This window comes from Plantibacter sp. MCCC 1A11337 (assembly GCF_013349365.1).
In the GTDB taxonomy this organism is placed as follows: domain Bacteria; phylum Actinomycetota; class Actinomycetes; order Actinomycetales; family Microbacteriaceae; genus Plantibacter; species Plantibacter flavus_A.
The window spans coordinates 691,386-712,127 of record NZ_JABJWX010000001.1 but is presented as its reverse complement, the minus strand read 5'-3'; the positions used below and the strand labels follow the sequence as shown (position 1 = coordinate 712,127).

Below are 20,742 nucleotides of genomic sequence, written 5' to 3'. Positions count from 1 at the left end.
CCCGTCCGATTCGCGTCATCGGGCCGGAGCGGGGCTCAGGCATGAGACCCTGGAGGGGTCGGCAGCATGGCGGGATCGGGTCCTGCCGTTGCCGACGGAAGCCTTCGCGTGGTCACCCCACCGCGCGGAGCAGAGCGACGGTCGGGCATTCGTGCCCACCAGCGCCGTGACGCCTCATCGATTCGGGTTCGATGAGGCGTCATGCCCGCTCCGGGCTCGGCAACGATGAAACGGCCGCCCACCGGAGCGGACGGCCGTTCGCGATGTCGAGTGTCTGCTCAGGCGACCGAGCTGCGGCGGGCCGGCACCGGGTTGACGAGGCTCGCGTCGATGAATTCGGGCTCGGCCCAGACGGTGATGGGGTAGTGCTGCGGCTCGAGGAGGGTCCGCTCGACGAGCGTCGGCTCGGCGTCGTCAGCCGCGGCCTCGGGGTGGTCGTCACCAGCCTGCGCCTCGGACGGGGCGTCGACCGTCTCGGTGATGGCGGCGGGTTCCTCGGCGACGGCCGGCTCGACGATCTCGAGGGACTCGGCCTCCTCGGCGGCGTCGACCACGGATTCCTCCTGGCCGCGAGACCAGAGCCGCCATCCACGCGCAGGCGCGGCCTCGGCACGGACCGTCACCGCTGCCTGCTCGAGGTCGATGTCCGTCGCGATCTCGTGGGCGAGCTGCTGGGCGTAGACCTCGTGGAAGATCTCGTCGCCGGAGCTCGGGGTGCGGCGAGACAGCACCCAGGCGCCGTTGGCACCGAGTTCGCTCGCCAGTCGTGCGTGGACGAGGTCGAACAGCTGCTTCTCGGACAGCTTCGATGCGGAGACTGGTGCTGCGTGGCGTCGGCGACCGAACATGGCGGGCCCTTCATCGAAAGCGGATCATCCGTGAGGCTGGACTGGCTTCATTGTCGATCACGAGGCGCGGAACGACGCGGAGACACGCGGCTGACCGCCCCAATTCTCGGGTTTCCCGCGCGGTCGTGGTAACGCGTCCGGCGCGACCTCAGCGGCCGATCTCAGCCTGCTTGCTGTCCTCGAGCACCGAGCTGATCGCGAGGGCGAGCGAGATGCCCCAGCTCACCCAGAGGAGGGCGAGCTTCCAGTCCCGCGGTCCCTGGCGGGTCGCCTGGAGGGCGGAGATGCCGCCGAAGACCGTGGAGATCATGCTGCCGTTGAAGAGGAATTTGCGCATGTCTTCACGCTAGCCGGTAGGGGAGGCCCCCCGCATCCGGGCTTTCCTTCGGGTTCTCGCCTGTGCTAGCGAACGCACGCTTCGCGAAGGCCAGTGAGGCCCGCAGCTGGGCGAGGCGGAGCGTGTCGCCGCCGGTCGCGGGCAGGTGCACCTCCGCCACGATGCTCCCCGACCAGTCCGCCGCGCGCAGCAGCTCGAGGACCTCGGCGACCGGCTGCTCACCGGCACCCGGGAGGAGGTGTTCGTCGAGGAAGGCACCACGCGGCGACGGCGCGGTCCCGTCGCACAGGTGCACGTGTCGGAGGCGGTCGCCGTAGCGGGTCGCGATCTCGAGCGAGTCCTCACCCGCGAGGGCCGCGTGGGAGAAGTCGAGCGTCAGGGCGGCGCAGGCGAGTGGGGCCGGGTCGTAGCCGAAGGCGAACGGCTGCACCCGGAGCCCGCGGCTCTGGAAGCACGCCATGTTCTCGACGGCCAGCTCGAGGCCGTGTGTCTCGGTCAACTCCGCGACGAGGTCGACGAAGGCGTGCGCGTAGCGCCGCTGCCAGCGGAACGGCGGGTGCACGACCACGGTCGACGCGCCGACGGCGGCGGCGAGCTCCGCCGAGCGCCGGAGCTTCTCCCGATGGTCGCGGCCCCAGACGAACGCGGTCCGGGTCAGGACCGGCGCGTGGATGGAGAGGATGTCCAGGCCGGTCTCGGCGGCGAGGGCGCGGAGTGCGTCGGCGTCCTGCGTCACGCGGTCCTGGGTGACCATGACCTCGACCCCGTCGTAGCCGGCTTCGGCGGCCAACTCGAACGCGCGCCGGGTTCCCAGCGGGTAGACGCAGGACGTGCTCATGCCATGGCGGATCATCAGCGCAAGCATATGCTCGCCGTCTGAACACGCGGTTTCGCCATGCGGAACGCTGCTAGCCTGAACAGCGAACCCGAGTACCCCGGGAGGGCCATCATCACCAGATATTCCGCGCCTGACGGCGGATCAGCGTCGACCTTCGACTTCATCGTGGTATCCAACCGGCTGCCGGTCGACCGCGTCGTCGACGCAGACGGTGCCGAGAGCTGGCGGACCTCACCCGGTGGACTCGTGACCGCCCTCGAACCCGTCATGCGCGGTGCCGACGGCGCATGGATCGGATGGGCCGGCTCGGCCGACCTCGAGATCGAACCGTTCGACAACGACGAGATGTGGATCATCCCGGTCCCGCTGTCCGAGGACGAGATCGCGCGCTACTACGAGGGCTTCTCGAACGACACCATCTGGCCGCTCTACCACGACGTCATCGCTCCGCCGAGCTACCACCGCGAGTGGTGGGACTCCTACGTCGCCGTGAACCGACGGTTCGCGGAGTCCGCCGCGTCGGCCGCGTCCGACGGTGCGACGGTCTGGGTGCAGGACTACCAGCTGCAGCTCGTGCCGAAGATCCTGCGTGAGCTGCGACCCGATCTCACGATCGGCTTCTTCAACCACATCCCGTTCCCGGCCTACGGCATCTACTCCCAGCTCCCGTGGCGACGCCAGATCATCGAGGGACTGCTCGGCGCCGACGTCATCGGCTTCCAGCGCGTCGCGGACGCGGGCAACTTCTCCCGGGCGGTCCGCCGCCTGTTCGGGTACGAGACGAAGGGGGCCGCGATCCAGGTCCCGCTCGACGCGGCACTCGTGTCGGTCACGACGGACGCCGCACCGGCCGCCTCGAAGCGCGGCGCCCCGTACCGCACGGTGATCGCCCGGCACTTCCCGATCTCGATCGACAGCAAGGGGTACCAGGCCCTCGCGCAGCGCCCCGACATCATCGCCCGTGCCAAGCAGATCCGCGAGGAGCTCGGCAACCCGGAGACGATCATGCTCGGCGTCGACCGTCTCGACTACACGAAGGGCATCGGGCACCGACTCAAGGCCTTCGGCGAACTCCTCGCACAGGGCAAGCTCGCGGTCGAGGACGTCACGCTCGTCCAGGTCGCGAGCCCCAGCCGCGAACGCGTCGAGACGTACCGCCAGCTCCGCGACGACATCGAACAGACGGTCGGCCGGATCAACGGCGACTTCGGCACCATCGGCCACACCGCGATCCAGTATCTGCACCACGGGTACCCCCGTGAGGAGATGGCCGCGCTCTACCTCGCCGCCGACGTCATGCTCGTCACGGCCCTGCGCGACGGCATGAACCTGGTCGCGAAGGAGTACGTCGCCGCTCGCTACGACAACGACGGCGTCCTCGTCCTGAGCGAGTTCGCCGGCGCGTCCGACGAACTGAAGCAGGCCCTCAAGATCAACCCGCACGACATCGAGGGGATGAAGTCGGCGATCCTCCAGGCCGTGCACATGACGAAGGCCGAGCGTGGTCGTCGCATGCGGGCGCTGCGCAAGCGCGTCATGGAGTACGACGTCGCGCGGTGGTCGGCGTCCTTCCTCGACGAGTTGCAGCGCGTGCGCGACCAGTCACCGACCATCGAGCAGGGGAGCACCACCCAGTCATGAGCACCACCGACGAGCCCACCGACACCCTCGGGGGGCTTCCCCTCGGACTGCGTGCGGAACTCCGCCGCCTGGCCGACGTCCCGAAGCTCCTGGTGGCCCTGGACTTCGACGGCACGCTGGCCCCGGAGGTCGACGACCCGGATCAGGCGCGCGCGCTGCCCGCGGCCCGCAAGGCCGTGTTGGCGCTGATGGACCTGCCCGGGACACGCGTCGCACTCGTGTCCGGGCGCGCGATCGACAGTCTCGTGGCCGTGGCCGAGCTACCCGACCACGCTCTGTTCGCCGGCTCGCACGGCGTCGAGATCCGGCTCGACAACCCCGACGACGCCCTCGCCCTCGACGACGAGGAACGCGAACAGCGGGAGACCCTCCAACGGATCCTCCAGGACGTCGCGGAGGGTTACGATAATGTCTGGATCGAGCGGAAGCCGGCAGGGTTCGCCCTGCACACGAGGCTCGCCAGTGAAGAAGACTCCAGGATCGCCCACCTCGAAGCACTCGCCCACACCAAGGACGAGTTCGGCGCCCTGACGGTTCGAGAGGGCAAGAACGTCCTCGAGTTCTCGCTCAGGAGCGCGACCAAGGGCGAAGCCGTCGAACACCTCCGGCGGTACACCAAAGCAGATGCCGTGTTCTACGCGGGCGACGACGTCACGGACGAGGACGCGTTCGGCGCACTCGGCCCCGGCGACCTCGGGGTGAAGAGCGGTGCCGGCGTGACCGCCGCCGACTTCAGGGTCGAAGGACCGTCGGAGATCGCGCGCGTCCTCGGCATGCTCGCGGAATATCGAAGCAACAAGGAAGCCGTAGACTCTTAAAATGCCAGAGATCGACATCAAACCACGCAGTCGTGCCGTCACCGACGGGATCGAGGCGACCACTTCGCGCGGCATGCTCCGCGCCGTCGGCATGGGCGATGAGGACTGGGACAAGCCCCAGATCGGCATCGCGAGCTCGTGGAACGAGATCACGCCCTGCAACCTCTCGCTCGACCGCCTCGCACAGGGGGCCAAGGAGGGCGTGCACTCGGGCGGGGGATACCCGCTGCAGTTCGGCACCATCTCCGTCTCCGACGGCATCTCGATGGGCCACGAGGGCATGCACTTCTCGCTCGTCTCACGCGAGGTCATCGCCGACAGCGTCGAGACCGTGGTCATGGCCGAGCGCCTCGACGGTACGGTCCTGCTCGCCGGCTGCGACAAGTCGCTGCCGGGCATGCTCATGGCGGCCGCACGACTCGACCTCTCCTCGGTCTTCCTCTACGCCGGATCGATCGCGCCGGGTTGGGTCAAGCTCTCCGACGGCACCGAGAAGGAGGTCACGATCATCGACTCCTTCGAAGCGGTCGGGGCCTGCAAAGCCGGCAACATGAGCGAAGAGGACCTCAAGCGCATCGAGTGCGCCATCGCCCCGGGAGAGGGTGCGTGTGGCGGGATGTACACGGCCAACACGATGGCGTCGGTCGCCGAGGCCCTCGGGATGAGCCTCCCGGGTTCGGCTTCGCCGCCCTCGGCCGATCGCCGTCGCGACTACTTCGCGCACCGTTCGGGCGAAGCCGTGGTCAACATGCTCCGACTCGGCATCACCGCGCGTGACATCCTGACGAAGGAGGCGTTCGAGAACGCCATCGCCGTCGCGATGGCCTTCGGCGGATCGACGAACGTGGTCCTGCACCTGCTCGCCATCGCCCGCGAGGCCGAGGTCGACCTCACGCTCGACGACTTCAACCGCATCGGCGACAAGGTGCCGCACATCGGCGACCTGAAGCCGTTCGGCCAGTACGTCATGAACGACGTCGACCGTCACGGCGGCGTCCCCGTCGTCATGAAGGCGCTGCTCGACGCCGGTCTGCTGCACGGCGACTGCCTCACGGTCACCGGCAAGACCGTCGCCGAGAACCTCGCCGACATCAACCCCGACCCGATCGACGGCACGGTCATCCGCACGCTCGACAACCCGATCCACGCGACCGGCGGCATCACGATCCTCAAGGGGTCGTTCGCGCCCGAGGGCGCCGTCGTGAAGACGGCCGGATTCGACGCCGAGGTCTTCGAAGGACCCGCGCGGGTCTTCGAACGTGAGCGCGGTGCCATGGACGCACTCACCGAGGGCAAGATCAACAAGGGCGACGTCGTCATCATCCGCTACGAGGGCCCGAAGGGCGGACCGGGGATGCGCGAGATGCTCGCGATCACGGCCGCCATCAAAGGCGCCGGACTCGGCAAGGATGTACTACTGTTGACGGACGGTCGATTCTCAGGCGGCACAACCGGACTGTGCATCGGCCACATAGCACCCGAAGCGGTGGACGCAGGTCCGATCGCCTTCGTGCGCGATGGTGATCTGATACGGGTCGATATCGCTGGCCGCTCGCTCGACCTACTCGTCGACGAAGCAGAGCTGGAAGCCCGCCGCGACGGCTGGGCGCCTCTTCCCCCGCGCTATACCCGTGGCGTTCTCGCAAAGTACTCTCGTCTCGTGCACTCCGCAGCGGAGGGCGCGATCACGGGATAACCGAGCATCTCGTTCGTGCATCTCATCGCTGAAGGAATCATCATGCCCACGGAATCCCAACCCGTGCCTCATCCCAGAACACCTGCGGCCCCGGCCGCACCGGAGATCCTGACGGGAGCCCAGGCGATCGTCCGATCGCTCGAGCTCCTCGGGGTCACCGACATCTTCGGTCTGCCCGGCGGCGCGATCCTGCCGACCTACGACCCGCTGATGGACTCGACGAAGCTCCGTCACATCCTGGTCCGCCACGAGCAGGGCGCCGGCCACGCGGCGGAAGGATACGCCGCCGCCGGCGGCGGGATCGGCGTGTGCATCGCGACGTCGGGCCCCGGCGCGACGAACCTCGTCACCGCCATCGCCGACGCCTACATGGACTCGGTGCCGATGGTCGCGATCACCGGTCAGGTGTTCTCGACCCTCATGGGCACTGACGCGTTCCAGGAGGCGGACATCGTCGGCATCACCATGCCGATCACCAAGCACTCCTTCCTCGTCAAGACCCCGGAGGAGGTCCCGGCGGCCATCGCCGCGGCCTACGAGATCGCGGGTACCGGCCGTCCTGGACCGGTGCTGGTCGACATCACGAAGGACGCCCAGCAGGCCGAGGCGCCGTTCATCTGGCCGCCGAAGGTCGACCTGCCCGGCTACCGTCCGGTGACGAAGGCGCACGGCAAGCAGATCCAGGCCGCTGCGCAGCTGCTCGTCAACGCTAAGAAGCCGGTGCTGTACGTCGGAGGCGGCGTGATCCGCTCCAAGGCCTCCGAGGAACTGCTCGCGCTGGCGGAGGCGACCGGGGCTCCGGTGGTGACGACGCTCATGGCTCGCGGGGCGTTCCCCGACTCGCACACGCAGCACCTCGGCATGCCCGGCATGCACGGCACCGTCCCGGCAGTGCTCGCGCTGCAGGAGGCCGACCTGCTCGTGTCGCTCGGTGCCCGGTTCGACGACCGCGTGACCGGCAAGGCCTCGCTCTTCGCGCCGAACGCCAAGGTCGTCCACGTGGACGTCGACCCGGCGGAGATCTCGAAGATCCGCATCGCGGACGTCCCCATCGTGGGCGACGCGAAGGACGTCATCGTCGACCTCCAGTCGGCGTTCGAGTCGGCCGCCCGCGAGGTCACCCCCGACATCGCCGAGTGGTGGTCCTACCTCGACGGCCTCCGCGAGGAGTTCCCGCTGGGCTACGCCGAGCCGACCGACGGTCTGCTCTCGCCACAGCACGTCATCTCACGCATCGGCGAGATCACCGGTCCGGAGGGCGTCTTCGCGTCGGGCGTCGGCCAGCACCAGATGTGGGCGGCGCAGTTCATCAAGTACGAGCGTCCGAACTCCTGGTTGAACTCGGGCGGTGCCGGGACCATGGGCTACTCGGTCCCAGCGGCCATGGGCGCCAAGGTGGCCCAGCCCGATCGCCACGTGTGGGCGATCGACGGCGACGGCTGTTTCCAGATGACCAACCAGGAGCTCGCGACCTGCACGATCAACAACATCCCGATCAAGGTCGCGATCATCAACAACTCCTCACTGGGGATGGTCCGACAGTGGCAGACGCTCTTCTACGACGGTCGGTACTCGAACACCGACCTGAACACCGGGCACGACACCATCCGCGTCCCCGACTTCGTCAAGCTGGCCGAGGCCTACGGTTGCCTCGCGATCCGCGTGACGAAGGAGGAGGAGGTCGACGCCGCCATCAAGCTCGCCCTGGAGACGAACGACCGTCCGGTCGTCATCGACTTCGTGGTGAGTGCGGACGCGATGGTGTGGCCGATGGTGCCGCAGGGTGTCAGCAACAGCTACGTCCAGTACGCCAAGGACCACAGTCCGTCGTTCGATGAGGAGGCCTGAGCATGAGCAGCCACGTCCTGAGCCTCCTCGTCGAGGACAAGCCCGGTCTGTTGACCCGCGTCGCCGGGTTGTTCGCCCGCCGGGGCTTCAACATCGAGAGCCTCGCGGTCGGCCACAGCGAGATCGAGGGTCTGTCCCGGATCACGGTCGTCGTCGACGTCGAGGAGCTTCCGCTCGAGCAGGTGACGAAGCAGCTGAACAAGCTCATCAACGTCATCAAGATCGTCGAGCTGGATCCGGCGCAGTCCGTCCAGCGCGAGCACCTGCTCATCAAGGTCCGCGTCGACAACTCCACCCGTTCCCAGGTGCTGGAAGCCGTCAACCTGTTCCGGGCCCGCGTCGTCGACGTGGCGACCGACGCCCTCGTGATCGAGGTCACGGGCGACTCCGGGAAGACGACCGCGCTCCTCAAGGTGCTCGAGCCCTACGGCATCAAGGAGATCGCCCAATCGGGTCTCCTCGCCATCGGGCGCGGCTCGAAGTCCATCACCGAACGCGTCTTCAAGAACTAGTCGCATCTGCGACGTATTGCGAAACCACAACCAAGGAGAGAACCACCAGTGACTGAGATTTTCTACGACCAGGACGCAGACCTGTCGCTCATCCAGGGCAAGAAGGTTGCCGTTATCGGCTACGGCTCGCAGGGCCACGCACACGCGCTCAACCTCCGCGACTCCGGTGTCGAGGTCGTCGTCGGCCTGAAGGACGGCTCGAAGTCGATCGCCAAGGCCGAGGAGCAGGGCTTCACCGTCAAGAACGTCGCCGACGCCTCCGCATGGGCCGACGTCATCGTCATCCTCGCTCCGGACCAGCACCAGCGCACGATCTTCGCCGAGTCCATCAAGGACCAGCTCGCTCCGGGCAAGGCGCTCGTCTTCGGCCACGGCTTCAACATCCGCTTCGGCTACATCGAGGCTCCCGAGGGCGTCGACATCTTCATGGTCGCCCCGAAGGGACCGGGCCACACCGTCCGTCGCGAGTACGAGGCCGGCCGTGGCGTCCCCGTCATCGTCGCCGTCGAGAAGGACGAGACCGGTGGTGCCTGGGCGCTCGCCTGGTCCTACGCCAAGGCGATCGGCGGCCTCCGTGCCGGCGGCATCAAGACCACCTTCACCGAGGAGACCGAGACCGACCTCTTCGGCGAGCAGGCCGTCCTGTGCGGTGGTGTCTCGCAGCTGATCCAGTACGGCTTCGAGACCCTCACCGAGGCCGGGTACCAGCCGCAGATCGCCTACTTCGAGGTGCTCCACGAGCTGAAGCTCATCGTCGACCTCATCTGGGAGGGTGGCATCGCCAAGCAGCGTTGGAGCGTCTCCGACACGGCTGAGTACGGCGACTACGTCTCCGGCCCGCGCGTCATCGACCCGAGCGTCAAGACCAACATGCAGGCGGTCCTCAAGGACATCCAGGACGGCACCTTCGCCAAGCGCTTCATCGACGACCAGGACGCCGGCGCTCCCGAGTTCCTCGAGCTGCGCAAGAAGGGTGAGGACCACCCGATCGAGGCCACCGGTCGCGAGCTGCGCAAGCTCTTCGCATGGAACGCCTCGAACGACGACGACTACGTCGACGGCAGCGTCGCCCGCTAGTCTCCGCTCGTCCAGCCGCTCAGCGGCACCGAGCCGGAACGCCCGCCCCGATCCGTCGGGGCGGGCGTTCCGTCGTCTGCGGAAGACCTCAGGGCGTCGTCGCTCCGGTCGTGCCGGGCTCGAGGAAGATCTCGATGACCGGGATCGGGGTGTCGGGTTCACCGATCGGCAGGTGCAGGGTCACCGTGTCGGGACCGAGTCCCTTCGGTTGGGTGTGCTGGTTCGGCAGGTCGTGCTCCGGGCGATGCACCTGGAAGGGCACCTCGGAGCCGTCCGACAACAGCTGGGCGTAGCGCACCCGGCCGCCGAGACCGGGCAGGTGCAGGTGCACGAACGGCCAGGCGAAGACGAGCACGTACAGCCGGTCGCCCCGTTGCGTGTACCGGACGTCGCTCGGACTGCTGAACTCCGACGGGCCGCATCCTCGGATCGCCCGCTCGTGGAGCGCGAACCAGTCGGCGAGAACGTCGAGTCGTTCGATCGCGCGCGGATCGATCGTCCCGCGCGCGGTCGGTCCGATGTTCAGCAGCATGTTGCCGTTCTTCGAGACCGAATCGATGAGCATCCGCAGGAGCAGCTCCGGCGACTTGTAGTCGAGGTTGTCGCGGTCGTACCCCCAGCTGCCGTTCAGGGTCTGGCAGGCCTCCCACCGGAGGGGGTCGCCGTCGGGACCGACCGGCGTCACCACGGGCTGATACTGCTCCGGGGTGGTGACGTCGCCCGGGAGTTCGAGGCGGTCGTTGATGAGGATCTCCGGCTGCAGCCCGCGGATCATCTCGACGAGTTCCTCGGAGCCCCAGTCGGCGGCGCCCTTGCCCGGCAGGCCTTCGATGCCCTGCGAGTAGCTGAAGTCGAAGAAGAGGTAGTCGATCGGGCCGTAACCGGTGAGCAGCTCGCGCACCTGGCCGTGCAGATAGTCGCGATAGCGGGACCAGTCCCGGTCGGCGTTCGCGGCGAGCGCCTCGGCGTCCTCGCGTCGCGGGTGGATGCCGTCGACCGTGAAATCGGGGTGATGCCAGTCGATGAGCGAGTGGTAGAAGCCGATCCGGAGTCCCTCGGCGCGGAACGCCTTCACGAACTCCGCCACGAGGTCACGGCCGGCGGGCGTGTGCGTGGACGTGAAGTCGGTGAGCGCCGAGTCCCACAGGCAGAAGCCGTCGTGGTGCTTCGTCGTGAGGACCGCGTACCGGAAGCCGGCCGCCTTGGCCTGCTTGGCCCAGGCGCGGGGGTCGAACCGGTCGGGGTCGAAGTGTTCGCGGTAGCGCTCGTAGTGTTCGGCCGAGAGGCGCTCCCGCGTCTGCACCCACTCGTGGCGTGCGGGGAGGGCGTAGAGGCCCCAGTGCAGGAACAGTCCGAATCTCGCCTTGTCGAACCAGGCGGTGTCGGGTCTGGGGATGGTGGTCTCGGTCACGGCGGCCCTTCGATCGTCGAGTGGGTTCACGGCGGTGCGGGGGCAGGCTAACACGAAAGGTCGGATGTCTGCCGTCTGGTGGCCGGCGTGGGCGGGGTCGACGGGGCTGGCGCGCGTCGGTGAATCAGACGTCGTGGGATTCGGAGACCTGCACGGGCACATCGGTGTCCAATGACGCCTTCGCCGCCAACGCGACGGTCAGGGCCGCGAGGGCGCTCCGGCCGGTCACCCGGAACGGTTGGATGTCTCGATCGACGCAGTCGAGGAAGGAGGCCATCTGCCGTCGGTAGGCATCGGTCTCGTCGAGGCCGACGAAGCCGTGCGCGGCGGCCGACCCGAGCGCGTCGATCGTGAGCGGCGGTGTGTGGGTCGGGGACGCGCCGACGAATCGGTGGGCGATGAGCCCGGTGCTGCCGAGCACCTCGATGGCCGAGCTGAAGCCGAAGGCCGGCGGGAGCTCCATGGAGGTGAGGACACGCCCGATGCCGCCGTCGGCGTAGTCGACGGTCGTCTCGATCGGGCGACCGGTGCCGGTGCGGCGTGCTGACACGGATCGGGGCTGGCCGAGGAGCTGGTTCAATTGGTCGAAGTCGTGGATCGCGAAGTCGACGAGGGGGCCGCCGGAGCGTCGCTCGTCCTGCCACCACGGTGACGGGGCGGCAGGGGAGCTCAGCCGTTCGGCCGTGACGGCGAGGGGTGTGCCGACGGCGCCGGCGCGCACCGCGTCGTCGATCGCCTCGTACCCGCCGAAGAATCTGACGACGTGCGCGACCATGAATATCCGGTCGGACGCGTCGGCGGTGCGCAGGATCGCGTGGGCGTCGGCGAGCGTCAGAGCGATCGGTTTCTCCAGCAGGACGTGTTTGCCGGCACGGAGCGCGCTGACGGTGAGGTCCCGATGGGTGTCGGTCGGCGTGCAGATGACGACGATGCCCACGGAGGCATCGAGGAACACCTCGTCGACCGAGGTGGTGAGTCGTGCTGCCGGTGCCTCCGGCATGGCTCTCGGCGACCGGGCCGAGCACAGGTAGGCGATCCGGTCCGCTGCACCGAGTCCGGCGAGCGCGCGGACGTGCGCCAGTCCCATGGCGCCGGTGCCGATGACGGCGATCCGGTCCGCCGTCACCGCGTCGCCCCAGCAGCCAGGTCCTCGCGCAGGCGGCTGAGGGTCGCGTCGTCGACGTCCCCGCCCAGCATCCTGATGCCCAGGGCGGCGGCTCCGACGAGGCCGTCGGCGACCGGGACGAGTCGGGCCCCGGCGGCAGCCGATGACAGGCGCTCCGCGGCGGAGGGGACGGACGGGAGGAGTCCGTCGACGAGCACGCTGCCGCCGACGACGAGCGTGCGCTCTCGCTGGTCGGGATCCGGAGCCAGCACCCGTTCGACGAGGACGGCCAAACGGTCCACGGCAGCGTCGAGGATGGACCGCGCGACCTCGTCATCCGCGGCTTGGAAGGCGAGCGGCGCCAGGCGGGCGATGGCGATGGGGGGACCGTCGTTCACCGAGCGGATGAGTGTGTCGAGTACCGGGGACCGTCGGTGGTCGGCGCCACCGGATGAGGACGGGTCCGGAGTGGACCCGATCGCCTGGGAGAGCAGCGGGGTGAGGCCCGTGCGGGGTCCGATGCCGTCGAGATCGGCGGCGACCGCGCGGATCACGCGTCGAGCGATCCAGAATCCGGAGCCGCCATCACCGAGGAGCCAGCCGGCGCCGCCCACCTCTCGGACGACGAGACGGTCCCTGATCCGTCCTGCAACGCTCCCGGTCCCCGCGACGAGTACGACGCCGTCGGGCGCCGCCGAGCCGGAGCCGTACATGCCGAGCAGATCCGGCTCGATGACGACCGGTCCGAGTCCGAGCGGTACGAGGTGCGCGTCCAGGGCGCGGCGGTAGGCGTCGGACACCTGCCCCGCCTGCGTGATCACCACGGGCGACCCGGACGGGAGAGGCGACACGGACGTCGTCGTCCTGGCCAGGTCGAGCGCGGCACGAGCTGCGAGCGCGATCTGCGTGGCAGCGCTGTCCGCGCCGGACGAGGTCGGATTCCCGCCGCCCGCCCGACCGGAACCGAGGCGACGTCCGGAGGCGTCGACGAGCACCGCCCGGGACGAGGTGCCGCCGGCGTCGACCGCCAGAGTTGTTTTCATGGTCGTCATCATCTCGAAACATGTTGCCGTGGGCCACAACGTACTGTAAGAATCAGTTTCGCGTCACTCCAACGAAGGAGAAAAGGAATTTCCATGACTGTTTCCATCCGCACCGACCCACCGGTCGAGCACGCCACCGGCGTGACCAACCGGATTCGGTCGCGGATGCCGGAGATGTCCGGGGTCATGCTGCGTATCGCGGACTATCTGTTGGAGAACCCCGACGCCCCCCTGACCCTCACGATCGGTGAACTCGCCGCCGATTCGGGCGTCTCAGCGGCGACCATCACCCGGTTCTGCCGGATCATCGGATATACCGGCTACGCGCCGTTCCGGGTCGACCTCGCCAAGGACTTCGGTCGCAGCACCGCTCGCGACTCCTGGCAGACCGACATCGGCCGGGCGTTCGGCCCCGACGACTCGGCGCCGGACGTCCTGAGCACGCTGCTCAACGCGCACACGCGGACGTTGCGGGAGACCGCCGACGTCATCGACCTCGAGGTCATGCTCGAGATCGCCGCAGCCATCGCGCGCAGCCGGAACGTCGACATCTACGGTGTGGGCGGCAGTGCGATGCTCGCCGACGAGATGCAGGCCAGGCTGTACCGGATCGGCATCAGCACGCACGCCTGGTCGGAGGTCCACGCGGGCCTCACGAGCGCGGCGATCCAGGGCCCCGACTCGGTCGCCCTGGGGATCAGCAACACCGGGCGCACCGAGGAGACCATCCAGATGCTCCGCCAGGCGGGTCGCGCGGGCGCGCTCACGGTGGCGATCAGCAACAACCCGGACTCCCCGCTCGTCGCCGCGTCGACCCTGGCCATCATCACCTCGGCCCACGAACGGTTCCTGCAGCCCGACGACCTCTCCGCCAAGCACGGTCAGCTGTTCGTCCTGGATCTGTTGTACCTGTTCGTCGCGCAGCAGAACTTCGAGCGCACGACCAAGCGCCTCGCGGCCTCCGCCCTCGCGGTCGCCCCGCACCGCCGACCGACCAAGGCCGGCGCCCTGTCCGAGACCGCCTCGCCCGTGGGCGTCTGAGAGGAACCGAATGAGCACCACATCCACCACGAGCTGGACCGATCACGTCGATCGCTACACCGACGAGGTGACCTCGCGCCTCGCGGACATCACCCGGGCGGCACGGTCCGGCGAACTCGACCCCGCGATCGACCTGCTGGTCGCGGCCCTCGAGCGCGGAGCGGTCATCCAGGCGTTCGGCACCGGCCACTCGGAGGCGTTCGCGATGGAGATCGCCGGACGCGCCGGTGGACTGATCCCGACGAACAAGATCGCGCTGCGGGACGTCGTCCTCCGCGGCGCACGGTCCATCGACGACCTCGGTGGTGCCGCGCTGGAGCGCAGCGGCGATGTCGCAGCGGAGCTCTTCGCGATCTCTCCGGTGGGGGAGGGTGACGTGTTCATCATCGCGTCGAACTCCGGCGTCAACGGGTCGATCGTGGGACTCGCCCTGATCGCCAAGGAACACGGCCACCCCGTCATCGCCGTGACCTCGCTCGAGCACACCTCGCGCGTCGAGCCGAAGCACCCGAGCGGGCTGCGGCTCTCCGAGGTGGCCGACGTGGTGCTCGACAACCGTGCTCCGTTCGGTGACGCGACCATCGAGGTCCAGGACGGCGTCCCGGTCGGCGCGGTGTCCTCGATCACGGCGGCCTACCTCGCGCAGCTCCTCACCATCGGCGTCGCGGCGAGGATCGCGGCGACCGGCGAGACCCCACCGCTCTACATCTCGGCCAACATCCCGGGCGGCGACGAGCACAACAGCGTGCTCGAGGACCGCTACCGAGGCCGGATCAGACGTGACGCCTGAACCCGAGGCGTCGCTGTACCCGCACCACACACCCGACAACACCACCCCGACAGCACCACACCCGGGCAACACTCGAATCACTGGAAGGTAGACCGATGGACAAGCAGCCAGCAACGCTCCAACGCCGCGATTTCCTGCGAGGAGCACTCGCGACCGCGATCCTCCTCCCGCTGGGCGGGACGCTCGCGTCCTGTGTCGGCGGCGGAGGCGGGGCGACCACCACCGGCGGACCGGTCTCGGCCGACAACCCGTTCGGGATGGCCGCCAACTCGACCGTCGACGCCGTCATCTTCAAGGGCGGGTACGGCATCGAGTACACCGAGTTCGCCGGGAAGCTCGTCGAGAAGCAGCAGGCGGGCTCGACCGTCAAGGTCACGGCCGCCACGAACATCGCGCAGACCCTCCAGCCGCGATTCGTCGCCGGCAACCCGCCGGACGTCATCGACAACAGCGGTGCCGGCCTCATCGGCATCAACACCATCCGCGAGCAGCTCGCCGACCTGACGGACGTCATCGAGGCGAAGAACTACGAGGGCAAGGTCATCAAGGACACCCTGTACCCGGGTGTCGTCGAGCCGGGCACCTTCGACGGCAAGTTCGTGCAGTTGAACTACGTGCTGACGGTCTACGCGATCTGGTACTCGGCGGCACTCTTCGAGGCCAACGGCTGGACGCCCCCGAAGACCTGGGCCGAGGCGCTCGACCTCGGTGCGAAGGCCAAAGCGCAGGGCAAGTACCTGTTCGGTTGGGGCACCGAGGCGGCCACCTACTACCTCACGATGGCGATCGCCTCGGCGATCAAGGAGGGTGGCGACGAGGTCCGTCTCGCGCTCGAGAACCTCGAAGCCGATTGCTGGTCGAAGCCGGCCGTGCAGGACGTGCTCACCGCGATGAAGCAGATCGTCGACGCCGGTTACATCAAGCCCGGCGGTGCGGGGACGCAGTTCACCGCGGCCCAGGCCCAGTGGAGCAACTCGGAGGACTTCATCCTCTACCCCTCGGGTGGCTGGATCGAGAACGAGATGAAGACCCAGACGAAGGACGGGTTCAAGATGACGGGGGCCCCGGAGCCGACCGTCACCGCGAACTCGGCCCTGCCGTACACGGCGCTCCACAGCACCGCGGGTGAAGGCTTCATCGTCCCGTCGCAGGGCAAGAACGTCGGCGGCGGCAAGGAGTTCCTGCGGGCCATGCTGTCGAACGACGCCGCGGTGAACTTCGCCAAGACGACCTTCTCGTCGACGATCGTCAAGGACACGATCCCCGAGGACGGCTTCGGCTCGACGGCGCTCGTGTCCCAGGTGAAGATGCTGAACGACGCCGGCTCCGATGTGTTCTCGTGGAACTTCATCGACCTGTACGGGCTCAACACGGACCTCCTCGTCCTGTGGAACACGTTCCTGCAGGGTGGTTCCGACGTCGCCACGCTCACCAAGGGCATGCAGGACATCTCCGACAAGGTCCGCAACGACGACTCCGTGGACAAGGTCACCGTCAAATGACGGCTGTCGGCACACCGCTCGGGAAGGTGGGAGGGGCTACCCCTCCCGCCGCCCGGCGGCTGCGCCGCCGGGACTTCACGTTCGACCGGGTCACGTTCTTCCTGGTCTTCCTGATCGTGCCGGTGGTGGGGTACGTCGTCTTCGTGGTGTCGCCGTTCGCGCAAGCGGCGTACTACTCGTTGACGAACTGGTCCGGGTTCTCCCCGGGCATGGACTTCGTCGGGTTCTCGAACTACACGAAGCTCTTCCAGGACCAGACCTTCCTCCAGTCCATGGGCAACAGCGTCGCGCTCGCGATCGTCCTGCCGCTCGTGACCCTCGGGATCGCATTCCTCTTCGCCTCCCTCATCACGATCGGTGGGCCGAGCAACGGTCCGATCCGCGGCCTCCGCAACTCGAGCGTGTACCGCGTGATCACCTTCTTCCCGTACGTCGTGCCGGCCATCGTCATCGGCCTCATCTGGAAGCAGATCTACGACCCGTCGTCCGGGCTGCTGAACGGCTTCCTGACCGGCATCGGGCTCGACCAGTTCACCTCCTTCGCCTGGCTCGGTTCACCGGACACGGCGATGATCGCGACCATGTTCGTCATCGTCTGGGGACTCATCGGGTTCTACACGGTGCTCTTCATCGCGGCGATCAAGGGCGTGCCGGCCGAGGTGTACGAGGCGGCACGGATCGACGGCGCGGGGCGCCTGCGGACCGCGCTCACGATCACGATCCCGTTGATCCGAGACAACATCCAGACGGCGTACATCTACATGGGCATCCTCGCCCTCGACGCGTTCGTGTACATGGCCGCGTTGAATCCCGGCGGCGGCCCGTCCAACACGACGCTCGTGATGTCGCAGCAGCTCTTCACGACGGCGTTCACCAAGGGCCAGTTCGGCTACGCCTGTGCGATGGGAGTCGTGCTCGCGCTCGTCACCCTGATGTTCGCGGGCGTCGTCTTCCTGGTCAGCCGACTCACCGGCGGCAACGATGAAGGGGTGGCGGAATGACCGTCCAGACCACGGCGACGACCGCGAACCCGGCGGTCGTCGGAACCGGCACGCGCACACCGGCCAGCCGCAAGCCGACCACGGGCGACCGCGTCGTCGGGACGGCATCGCACACGGTGCTCATCATCTGGTCGATCGTGGTCGTCGTCCCGCTGCTCTGGACGGTCATGTCGTCGTTCAAGACGAGCTCCGAGATCTTCGCCTCGCCGTTCTCGCTGCCGTCGAAATGGAACTTCGACAACTACGTGAACGCGTGGACGACGGCCGGTATCGGGAGCTTCTTCCTGAACTCGATCGTGGTGGTGTTCGGCGCCCTCATCGTGACCATGCTGTTCGGCTCGATGTGTGCGTACGTGCTGGCGCGGTTCCGCTTCTTCGGGAGCCGGGCCATCTACTACCTGATGCTCGCCGGTCTCACCTTCCCGGTGTTCCTCGCGATCGTGCCGTTGTTCTTCGTGCTGCAGAGCCTCGGGTTGCTCAACTCGCTCCCGGGACTCATCCTCACGTACGCGGCGTTCGCCTTCCCGTTCACGGTGTTCTTCCTGTTCTCGTTCTTCAAGTCGCTGCCGGTCTCCATCGCGGAGGCGGCCGCGATCGACGGAGCAGGGGAGTGGCGGACCTTCTTCCAGGTGATGCTGCCCATGGCGAGGCCGGGGCTCGCGACCGTCGCGATCCTCAACTTCGTGGGGCTGTGGAACCAGTTCCTCCTGCCCGTGGCGCTCAACTCGAACCCGCAGAACTACGTCCTGACGCAGGGGATGGCGTCGTTCGCCGCGCAGGCCGGGTACTCGGTGGACTTCGGTGCACTCTTCGCGGCGTCCGTGATCACCGTCGTCCCCGTGCTCATCGTGTACCTGATCTTCCAGCGCCAGCTGCAGGGTTCGGTGTCGCAGGGCACGGACAAGTAGCGCCGCGGCGTGCGCGTCCTCGGCTCGAGCGGATCACTGGAACAATGGGTCCAATGAGCCTCCAGTCGCCAATCGCCGTCGAGATCGCCGTCCAGGACGTGGAGGGGGTCCGCATCGCCATCCGCGAGGGAGCCCAGCGGGTCGAGTTGTGCCAGGCCCTCGGCACCGGTGGGCTCACCCCCTCCATCGGACTGGTCATGGCGGCGGTCCGTGCTGCGGACGAAGCCGGGCTCAGCGACTTCGTGCACGTGCTCGTGCGTCCGCGAGAGGGTGGTTTCGTCTACTCGCCCGCGGAGATCGACGTCATGTCCGGCGACATCCTCGCGCTCGAGGCCGCGGGTGCTGCGGGCATCGTGGTCGGCGCCCTCCGGTCCGACCGGACGATCGACCTGGAGGCGCTGGCTCAGCTGCGCCAGGCTGCGGGCTCGCTCGCGGTGACGTTCCACCGGGCCGTCGACGCCACGACCGACCTCGTCCGGTCCGCCGACCAGCTGCGCGACGCCGGTGTGGACCGTCTGTTGACCTCCGGCGGCGCGCGCGCGAGCATCGACGGCGCGGAGAAGCTCGCGCAGATGGCCTCGAGGGGTGACAGCTCGATGCAGATCATGGCCGGTGGCGGCGTCACGATCGATGCGATCCCCGCCCTCGCCCGGGCGGGTGTCGACGCGGTGCACCTGTCCGCCCGTCGTCGTGCCGGCCGGGTCACCGAGACCGGCCCCGGCGGAGGATCGCCGAGCTACGACATCACGGACGCGACGACCGTCGCTCGCGCGGTGGCCGCGGCCAGGCGCGCCGCCGTCGCCGTCTGAGATCCGTCGCCACCGAGGGGATCGTCGATCGGTCCTATCGAGTGATCAGAGTGCCACAATGACGAGGGCGAGGATCAGCACGAGCTGACCGATCAGTCGTGGGACGAACGGCACGGCGAGGCGACCGAACCGCTCGGGCTGGCGTGCGGCCGCGGCGTTCGCCGGGAACACCGCGACGAGGAACACGATCAGGCAGACCACTGCGGCGAGCCTGGTGGGTGGGACGAGCAGGCCGACGCCGCCCGCGATCTCGCACACACCGGTGAAGACGACGAGCATCCGCGGTGTGATGGTGCTGTTCCGGAAGGGTCCCGGGATCATCGCGGCCATGGTCTTCGCCGGTCCAGGCAGGAAGTGGAGGACTCCCATGCCGATGAACATGATCGCGAGGACGACGGTCAGGACGGACTGCAGGAGCTGGAACGGGTTCACCAGGCAATTCTGCTCCGTCGAGTCCGGATCGCCGCACTCGGTGGTCGGCCCGGCGGCGATAGGCTGACGGTATGACTGAGCCGCGGGACGAAGACGCGCTGAGCTGGGCGGGCGACGACGATCCGACGCTCGACGCCTCGGCTTCCGGCGACCGGACCACGCTCGAGCCCGCATCGCAGGAGCCGATCACGCGTGGTCGGGCGACCGCGGCGGTCCCGTCGGCCTCGGAGTCGGCCGGTCCGGTCGCGGAACCGGTGGCCCCTCCTGTCGAGGTCGACGTCGCGAAGTCGACCGATCGGGTCACGGACGAGGCTGGTGTCGGAGAGCGCGAGCAGATGAGCTCGGTCATGCTCGTCACGCTCGGTATCTTCGGCGGGGTCTTCCTGCTGTACAGCGTCGGTTGGCTGATTTCGGCGTTCCGCCCTGACGCGGCCGTCCCGAGCGACGCGGTCGGCCGATTCATGTTCGATCTCGGACAGGGACTCGCGGTCGCCGCGGGACCCGTCTGGATGGCGGCGACCCTCTGGTTGACCCGCGGCGGCAGACCGGTCGTCAGGATCGCGATGCTCCTGCTCGGTGTCGTGCTCATCCTGCCCTGGCCGTTCCTCCGAGGAGTGTGACCCTGATGCCCTCCACCACCGCGGACCCCGTGTCGAAACCCGCCGCCGAGCGGCCCGGCTGGCTCAGCTGGTCCATCGCCGTCCTGTTCGGCCTGTTCTTCGCCTATGACGTCTTCGAGGCCGTCGGTAACCTCGTCGGCATCGTCGGAACGGCGAACGGCCTCGCCGTGCCGGTGCTGCCACTCGGCTGGGTCGTCCTCATCGGCGGCCTGCTCCTGCCGATCGTGGCCTTCGCGATCGCCTTCTGGACCGGTCGCGACCGGTCGCTCGGCGAGCAGGCCGTGCGCTATCTCGTCGCACTGTGCGTCGTCGCGGCGATCTCGCTGTCGGTCCTCGCGATGTTCGGCGCCCAGCAGTTGATCGACCTCTCCGTCTGACCCGGCCGCCGCCTCGTCACACGACGAAGCGCCCGGTGCGCCTCCGATAGGCTTGCGATGGCCGCCGGACACCGACGCGCTGCCCACC

General features: G+C 68.3%; 21 protein-coding genes. 14 read left to right on the top strand and 7 right to left on the bottom strand.

The features are described 5' to 3' along the window. Positions 1-278 precede the first annotated feature (278 nt). From HOW07_RS03270 to HOW07_RS03260, 3 genes are all read right to left on the bottom strand, one after another. Entirely contained in the window at positions 279-848 is a 570-nt protein-coding gene (locus HOW07_RS03270) for a hypothetical protein (protein WP_175116073.1), read from the bottom strand. 148 nt (positions 849-996) lie between these two features. Next, entirely contained in the window at positions 997-1,185 is a 189-nt protein-coding gene (locus tag HOW07_RS03265) for a hypothetical protein (RefSeq protein ID WP_071260933.1), read from the bottom strand. A 4-nt stretch (positions 1,186-1,189) separates the two neighbouring features. Then, positions 1,190-2,023 carry a sugar phosphate isomerase/epimerase gene (locus HOW07_RS03260; RefSeq protein ID WP_175116072.1) on the bottom strand — a complete coding sequence of 278 codons (834 nt, stop codon included), beginning with the start codon at positions 2,021-2,023 and terminating at the stop codon, positions 1,190-1,192. 57 nt (positions 2,024-2,080) lie between these two features. Between HOW07_RS03260 and otsA the strand changes: the two genes are divergently transcribed. Genes otsA through ilvC form a run of 6 tightly spaced genes read left to right on the top strand, consistent with a single transcriptional unit; the run spans position 2,081 to position 9,615 of the window. Continuing rightward, the gene (gene otsA / locus HOW07_RS03255; protein ID WP_175116071.1) at positions 2,081-3,664 is read left to right on the top strand and encodes an alpha,alpha-trehalose-phosphate synthase (UDP-forming); all 1,584 of its coding nucleotides are present in this window, start codon (positions 2,081-2,083) and stop codon (positions 3,662-3,664) included. Continuing rightward, positions 3,661-4,482, top strand: a complete 822-nt coding sequence (gene otsB / locus HOW07_RS03250) for a trehalose-phosphatase (RefSeq protein ID WP_064296245.1) — start codon at positions 3,661-3,663, stop codon at positions 4,480-4,482. Before otsA ends, otsB begins: the two co-directional genes overlap by 4 nt. A 1-nt stretch (position 4,483) precedes the next feature. Then, entirely contained in the window at positions 4,484-6,178 is a 1,695-nt protein-coding gene (ilvD, locus tag HOW07_RS03245) for a dihydroxy-acid dehydratase (protein WP_064296246.1), read from the top strand. 42 nt (positions 6,179-6,220) lie between these two features. Further along, positions 6,221-8,026, top strand: a complete 1,806-nt coding sequence (locus HOW07_RS03240; RefSeq protein ID WP_064296247.1) for an acetolactate synthase large subunit — start codon at positions 6,221-6,223, stop codon at positions 8,024-8,026. Between the two features lie 2 nt (positions 8,027-8,028). Next, positions 8,029-8,538 carry an acetolactate synthase small subunit gene (gene ilvN, locus HOW07_RS03235; RefSeq protein ID WP_064296248.1) on the top strand — a complete coding sequence of 170 codons (510 nt, stop codon included), beginning with the start codon at positions 8,029-8,031 and terminating at the stop codon, positions 8,536-8,538. 48 nt (positions 8,539-8,586) lie between these two features. After that, a complete protein-coding gene (ilvC, locus tag HOW07_RS03230; protein ID WP_064296249.1) occupies positions 8,587-9,615 on the top strand; it encodes a ketol-acid reductoisomerase in 1,029 nt (342 codons plus the stop codon). Positions 9,616-9,703: 88 nt separating this feature from the next. Here the strand turns inward: ilvC and HOW07_RS03225 are convergent, their stop codons facing one another. The 3 genes from HOW07_RS03225 to HOW07_RS03215 all read right to left on the bottom strand — a co-directional run bounded on the left by HOW07_RS03225 (position 9,704) and on the right by HOW07_RS03215 (position 13,174). Then, the gene (locus HOW07_RS03225; protein ID WP_371743563.1) at positions 9,704-11,026 is read right to left on the bottom strand and encodes an alpha-L-fucosidase; all 1,323 of its coding nucleotides are present in this window, start codon (positions 11,024-11,026) and stop codon (positions 9,704-9,706) included. Between the two features lie 124 nt (positions 11,027-11,150). Beyond that, positions 11,151-12,152, bottom strand: a complete 1,002-nt coding sequence (locus HOW07_RS19755; protein ID WP_175116069.1) for a Gfo/Idh/MocA family protein — start codon at positions 12,150-12,152, stop codon at positions 11,151-11,153. After that, positions 12,149-13,174: an N-acetylglucosamine kinase gene (locus HOW07_RS03215; RefSeq protein ID WP_175116068.1), complete on the bottom strand. Its 1,026-nt coding sequence runs from the start codon at positions 13,172-13,174 to the stop codon at positions 12,149-12,151. Before HOW07_RS03215 ends, HOW07_RS19755 begins: the two co-directional genes overlap by 4 nt. A gap of 93 nt (positions 13,175-13,267) precedes the next feature. On the opposite strand from HOW07_RS03215, the gene HOW07_RS03210 reads away from it, so the two are divergent. The 6 genes from HOW07_RS03210 to HOW07_RS03185 all read left to right on the top strand — a co-directional run bounded on the left by HOW07_RS03210 (position 13,268) and on the right by HOW07_RS03185 (position 19,225). Further along, positions 13,268-14,215, top strand: coding sequence for a MurR/RpiR family transcriptional regulator (locus HOW07_RS03210; protein ID WP_079002196.1), 948 nt, complete (start codon positions 13,268-13,270; stop codon positions 14,213-14,215). Positions 14,216-14,225: 10 nt separating this feature from the next. Continuing rightward, a complete protein-coding gene (locus HOW07_RS03205; protein WP_175116067.1) occupies positions 14,226-15,005 on the top strand; it encodes a sugar isomerase domain-containing protein in 780 nt (259 codons plus the stop codon). A gap of 95 nt (positions 15,006-15,100) precedes the next feature. Further along, the gene (ngcE, locus tag HOW07_RS03200) at positions 15,101-16,507 is read left to right on the top strand and encodes an N-acetylglucosamine/diacetylchitobiose ABC transporter substrate-binding protein (protein WP_064296252.1); all 1,407 of its coding nucleotides are present in this window, start codon (positions 15,101-15,103) and stop codon (positions 16,505-16,507) included. Beyond that, positions 16,504-17,508 carry a carbohydrate ABC transporter permease gene (locus HOW07_RS03195; protein WP_079002198.1) on the top strand — a complete coding sequence of 335 codons (1,005 nt, stop codon included), beginning with the start codon at positions 16,504-16,506 and terminating at the stop codon, positions 17,506-17,508. Before ngcE ends, HOW07_RS03195 begins: the two co-directional genes overlap by 4 nt. Beyond that, entirely contained in the window at positions 17,505-18,416 is a 912-nt protein-coding gene (locus HOW07_RS03190) for a carbohydrate ABC transporter permease (RefSeq protein ID WP_079705611.1), read from the top strand. Before HOW07_RS03195 ends, HOW07_RS03190 begins: the two co-directional genes overlap by 4 nt. 53 nt (positions 18,417-18,469) lie before the next feature. Beyond that, positions 18,470-19,225: a copper homeostasis protein CutC gene (locus tag HOW07_RS03185; RefSeq protein ID WP_175116066.1), complete on the top strand. Its 756-nt coding sequence runs from the start codon at positions 18,470-18,472 to the stop codon at positions 19,223-19,225. Between the two features lie 45 nt (positions 19,226-19,270). On the opposite strand, the gene HOW07_RS19265 is transcribed toward HOW07_RS03185, so the two are convergent. Continuing rightward, positions 19,271-19,657: a DoxX family protein gene (locus HOW07_RS19265; protein ID WP_371743561.1), complete on the bottom strand. Its 387-nt coding sequence runs from the start codon at positions 19,655-19,657 to the stop codon at positions 19,271-19,273. Between the two features lie 71 nt (positions 19,658-19,728). On the opposite strand from HOW07_RS19265, the gene HOW07_RS03175 reads away from it, so the two are divergent. After that, a complete protein-coding gene (locus HOW07_RS03175) occupies positions 19,729-20,277 on the top strand; it encodes a hypothetical protein (RefSeq protein WP_175115781.1) in 549 nt (182 codons plus the stop codon). A 5-nt stretch (positions 20,278-20,282) separates the two neighbouring features. After that, a complete protein-coding gene (locus tag HOW07_RS03170; RefSeq protein WP_085510588.1) occupies positions 20,283-20,654 on the top strand; it encodes a hypothetical protein in 372 nt (123 codons plus the stop codon). Positions 20,655-20,742: the final 88 nt, after the last annotated feature.

Coding starts and splice junctions, on each gene's coding strand:
- HOW07_RS03260 (WP_175116072.1), bottom strand. CDS start 2,023: ATGAGCACGTCCTGCGTCTACCCGCTGGGAACCCGGCGCGCGTTCGAG.
- HOW07_RS03195 (WP_079002198.1), top strand. CDS start 16,504: ATGACGGCTGTCGGCACACCGCTCGGGAAGGTGGGAGGGGCTACCCCT.
- HOW07_RS03175 (WP_175115781.1), top strand. CDS start 19,729: ATGACTGAGCCGCGGGACGAAGACGCGCTGAGCTGGGCGGGCGACGAC.
- HOW07_RS03215 (WP_175116068.1), bottom strand. CDS start 13,174: ATGAAAACAACTCTGGCGGTCGACGCCGGCGGCACCTCGTCCCGGGCG.
- HOW07_RS03185 (WP_175116066.1), top strand. CDS start 18,470: ATGAGCCTCCAGTCGCCAATCGCCGTCGAGATCGCCGTCCAGGACGTG.
- HOW07_RS03240 (WP_064296247.1), top strand. CDS start 6,221: ATGCCCACGGAATCCCAACCCGTGCCTCATCCCAGAACACCTGCGGCC.
- HOW07_RS03265 (WP_071260933.1), bottom strand. CDS start 1,185: ATGCGCAAATTCCTCTTCAACGGCAGCATGATCTCCACGGTCTTCGGC.
- ngcE (WP_064296252.1), top strand. CDS start 15,101: ATGGACAAGCAGCCAGCAACGCTCCAACGCCGCGATTTCCTGCGAGGA.
- HOW07_RS03210 (WP_079002196.1), top strand. CDS start 13,268: ATGACTGTTTCCATCCGCACCGACCCACCGGTCGAGCACGCCACCGGC.
- ilvN (WP_064296248.1), top strand. CDS start 8,029: ATGAGCAGCCACGTCCTGAGCCTCCTCGTCGAGGACAAGCCCGGTCTG.
- ilvD (WP_064296246.1), top strand. CDS start 4,484: ATGCCAGAGATCGACATCAAACCACGCAGTCGTGCCGTCACCGACGGG.
- HOW07_RS03170 (WP_085510588.1), top strand. CDS start 20,283: ATGCCCTCCACCACCGCGGACCCCGTGTCGAAACCCGCCGCCGAGCGG.
- HOW07_RS03190 (WP_079705611.1), top strand. CDS start 17,505: ATGACCGTCCAGACCACGGCGACGACCGCGAACCCGGCGGTCGTCGGA.
- HOW07_RS03270 (WP_175116073.1), bottom strand. CDS start 848: ATGTTCGGTCGCCGACGCCACGCAGCACCAGTCTCCGCATCGAAGCTG.
- otsA (WP_175116071.1), top strand. CDS start 2,081: ATGCGGAACGCTGCTAGCCTGAACAGCGAACCCGAGTACCCCGGGAGG.
- otsB (WP_064296245.1), top strand. CDS start 3,661: ATGAGCACCACCGACGAGCCCACCGACACCCTCGGGGGGCTTCCCCTC.
- HOW07_RS03205 (WP_175116067.1), top strand. CDS start 14,226: ATGAGCACCACATCCACCACGAGCTGGACCGATCACGTCGATCGCTAC.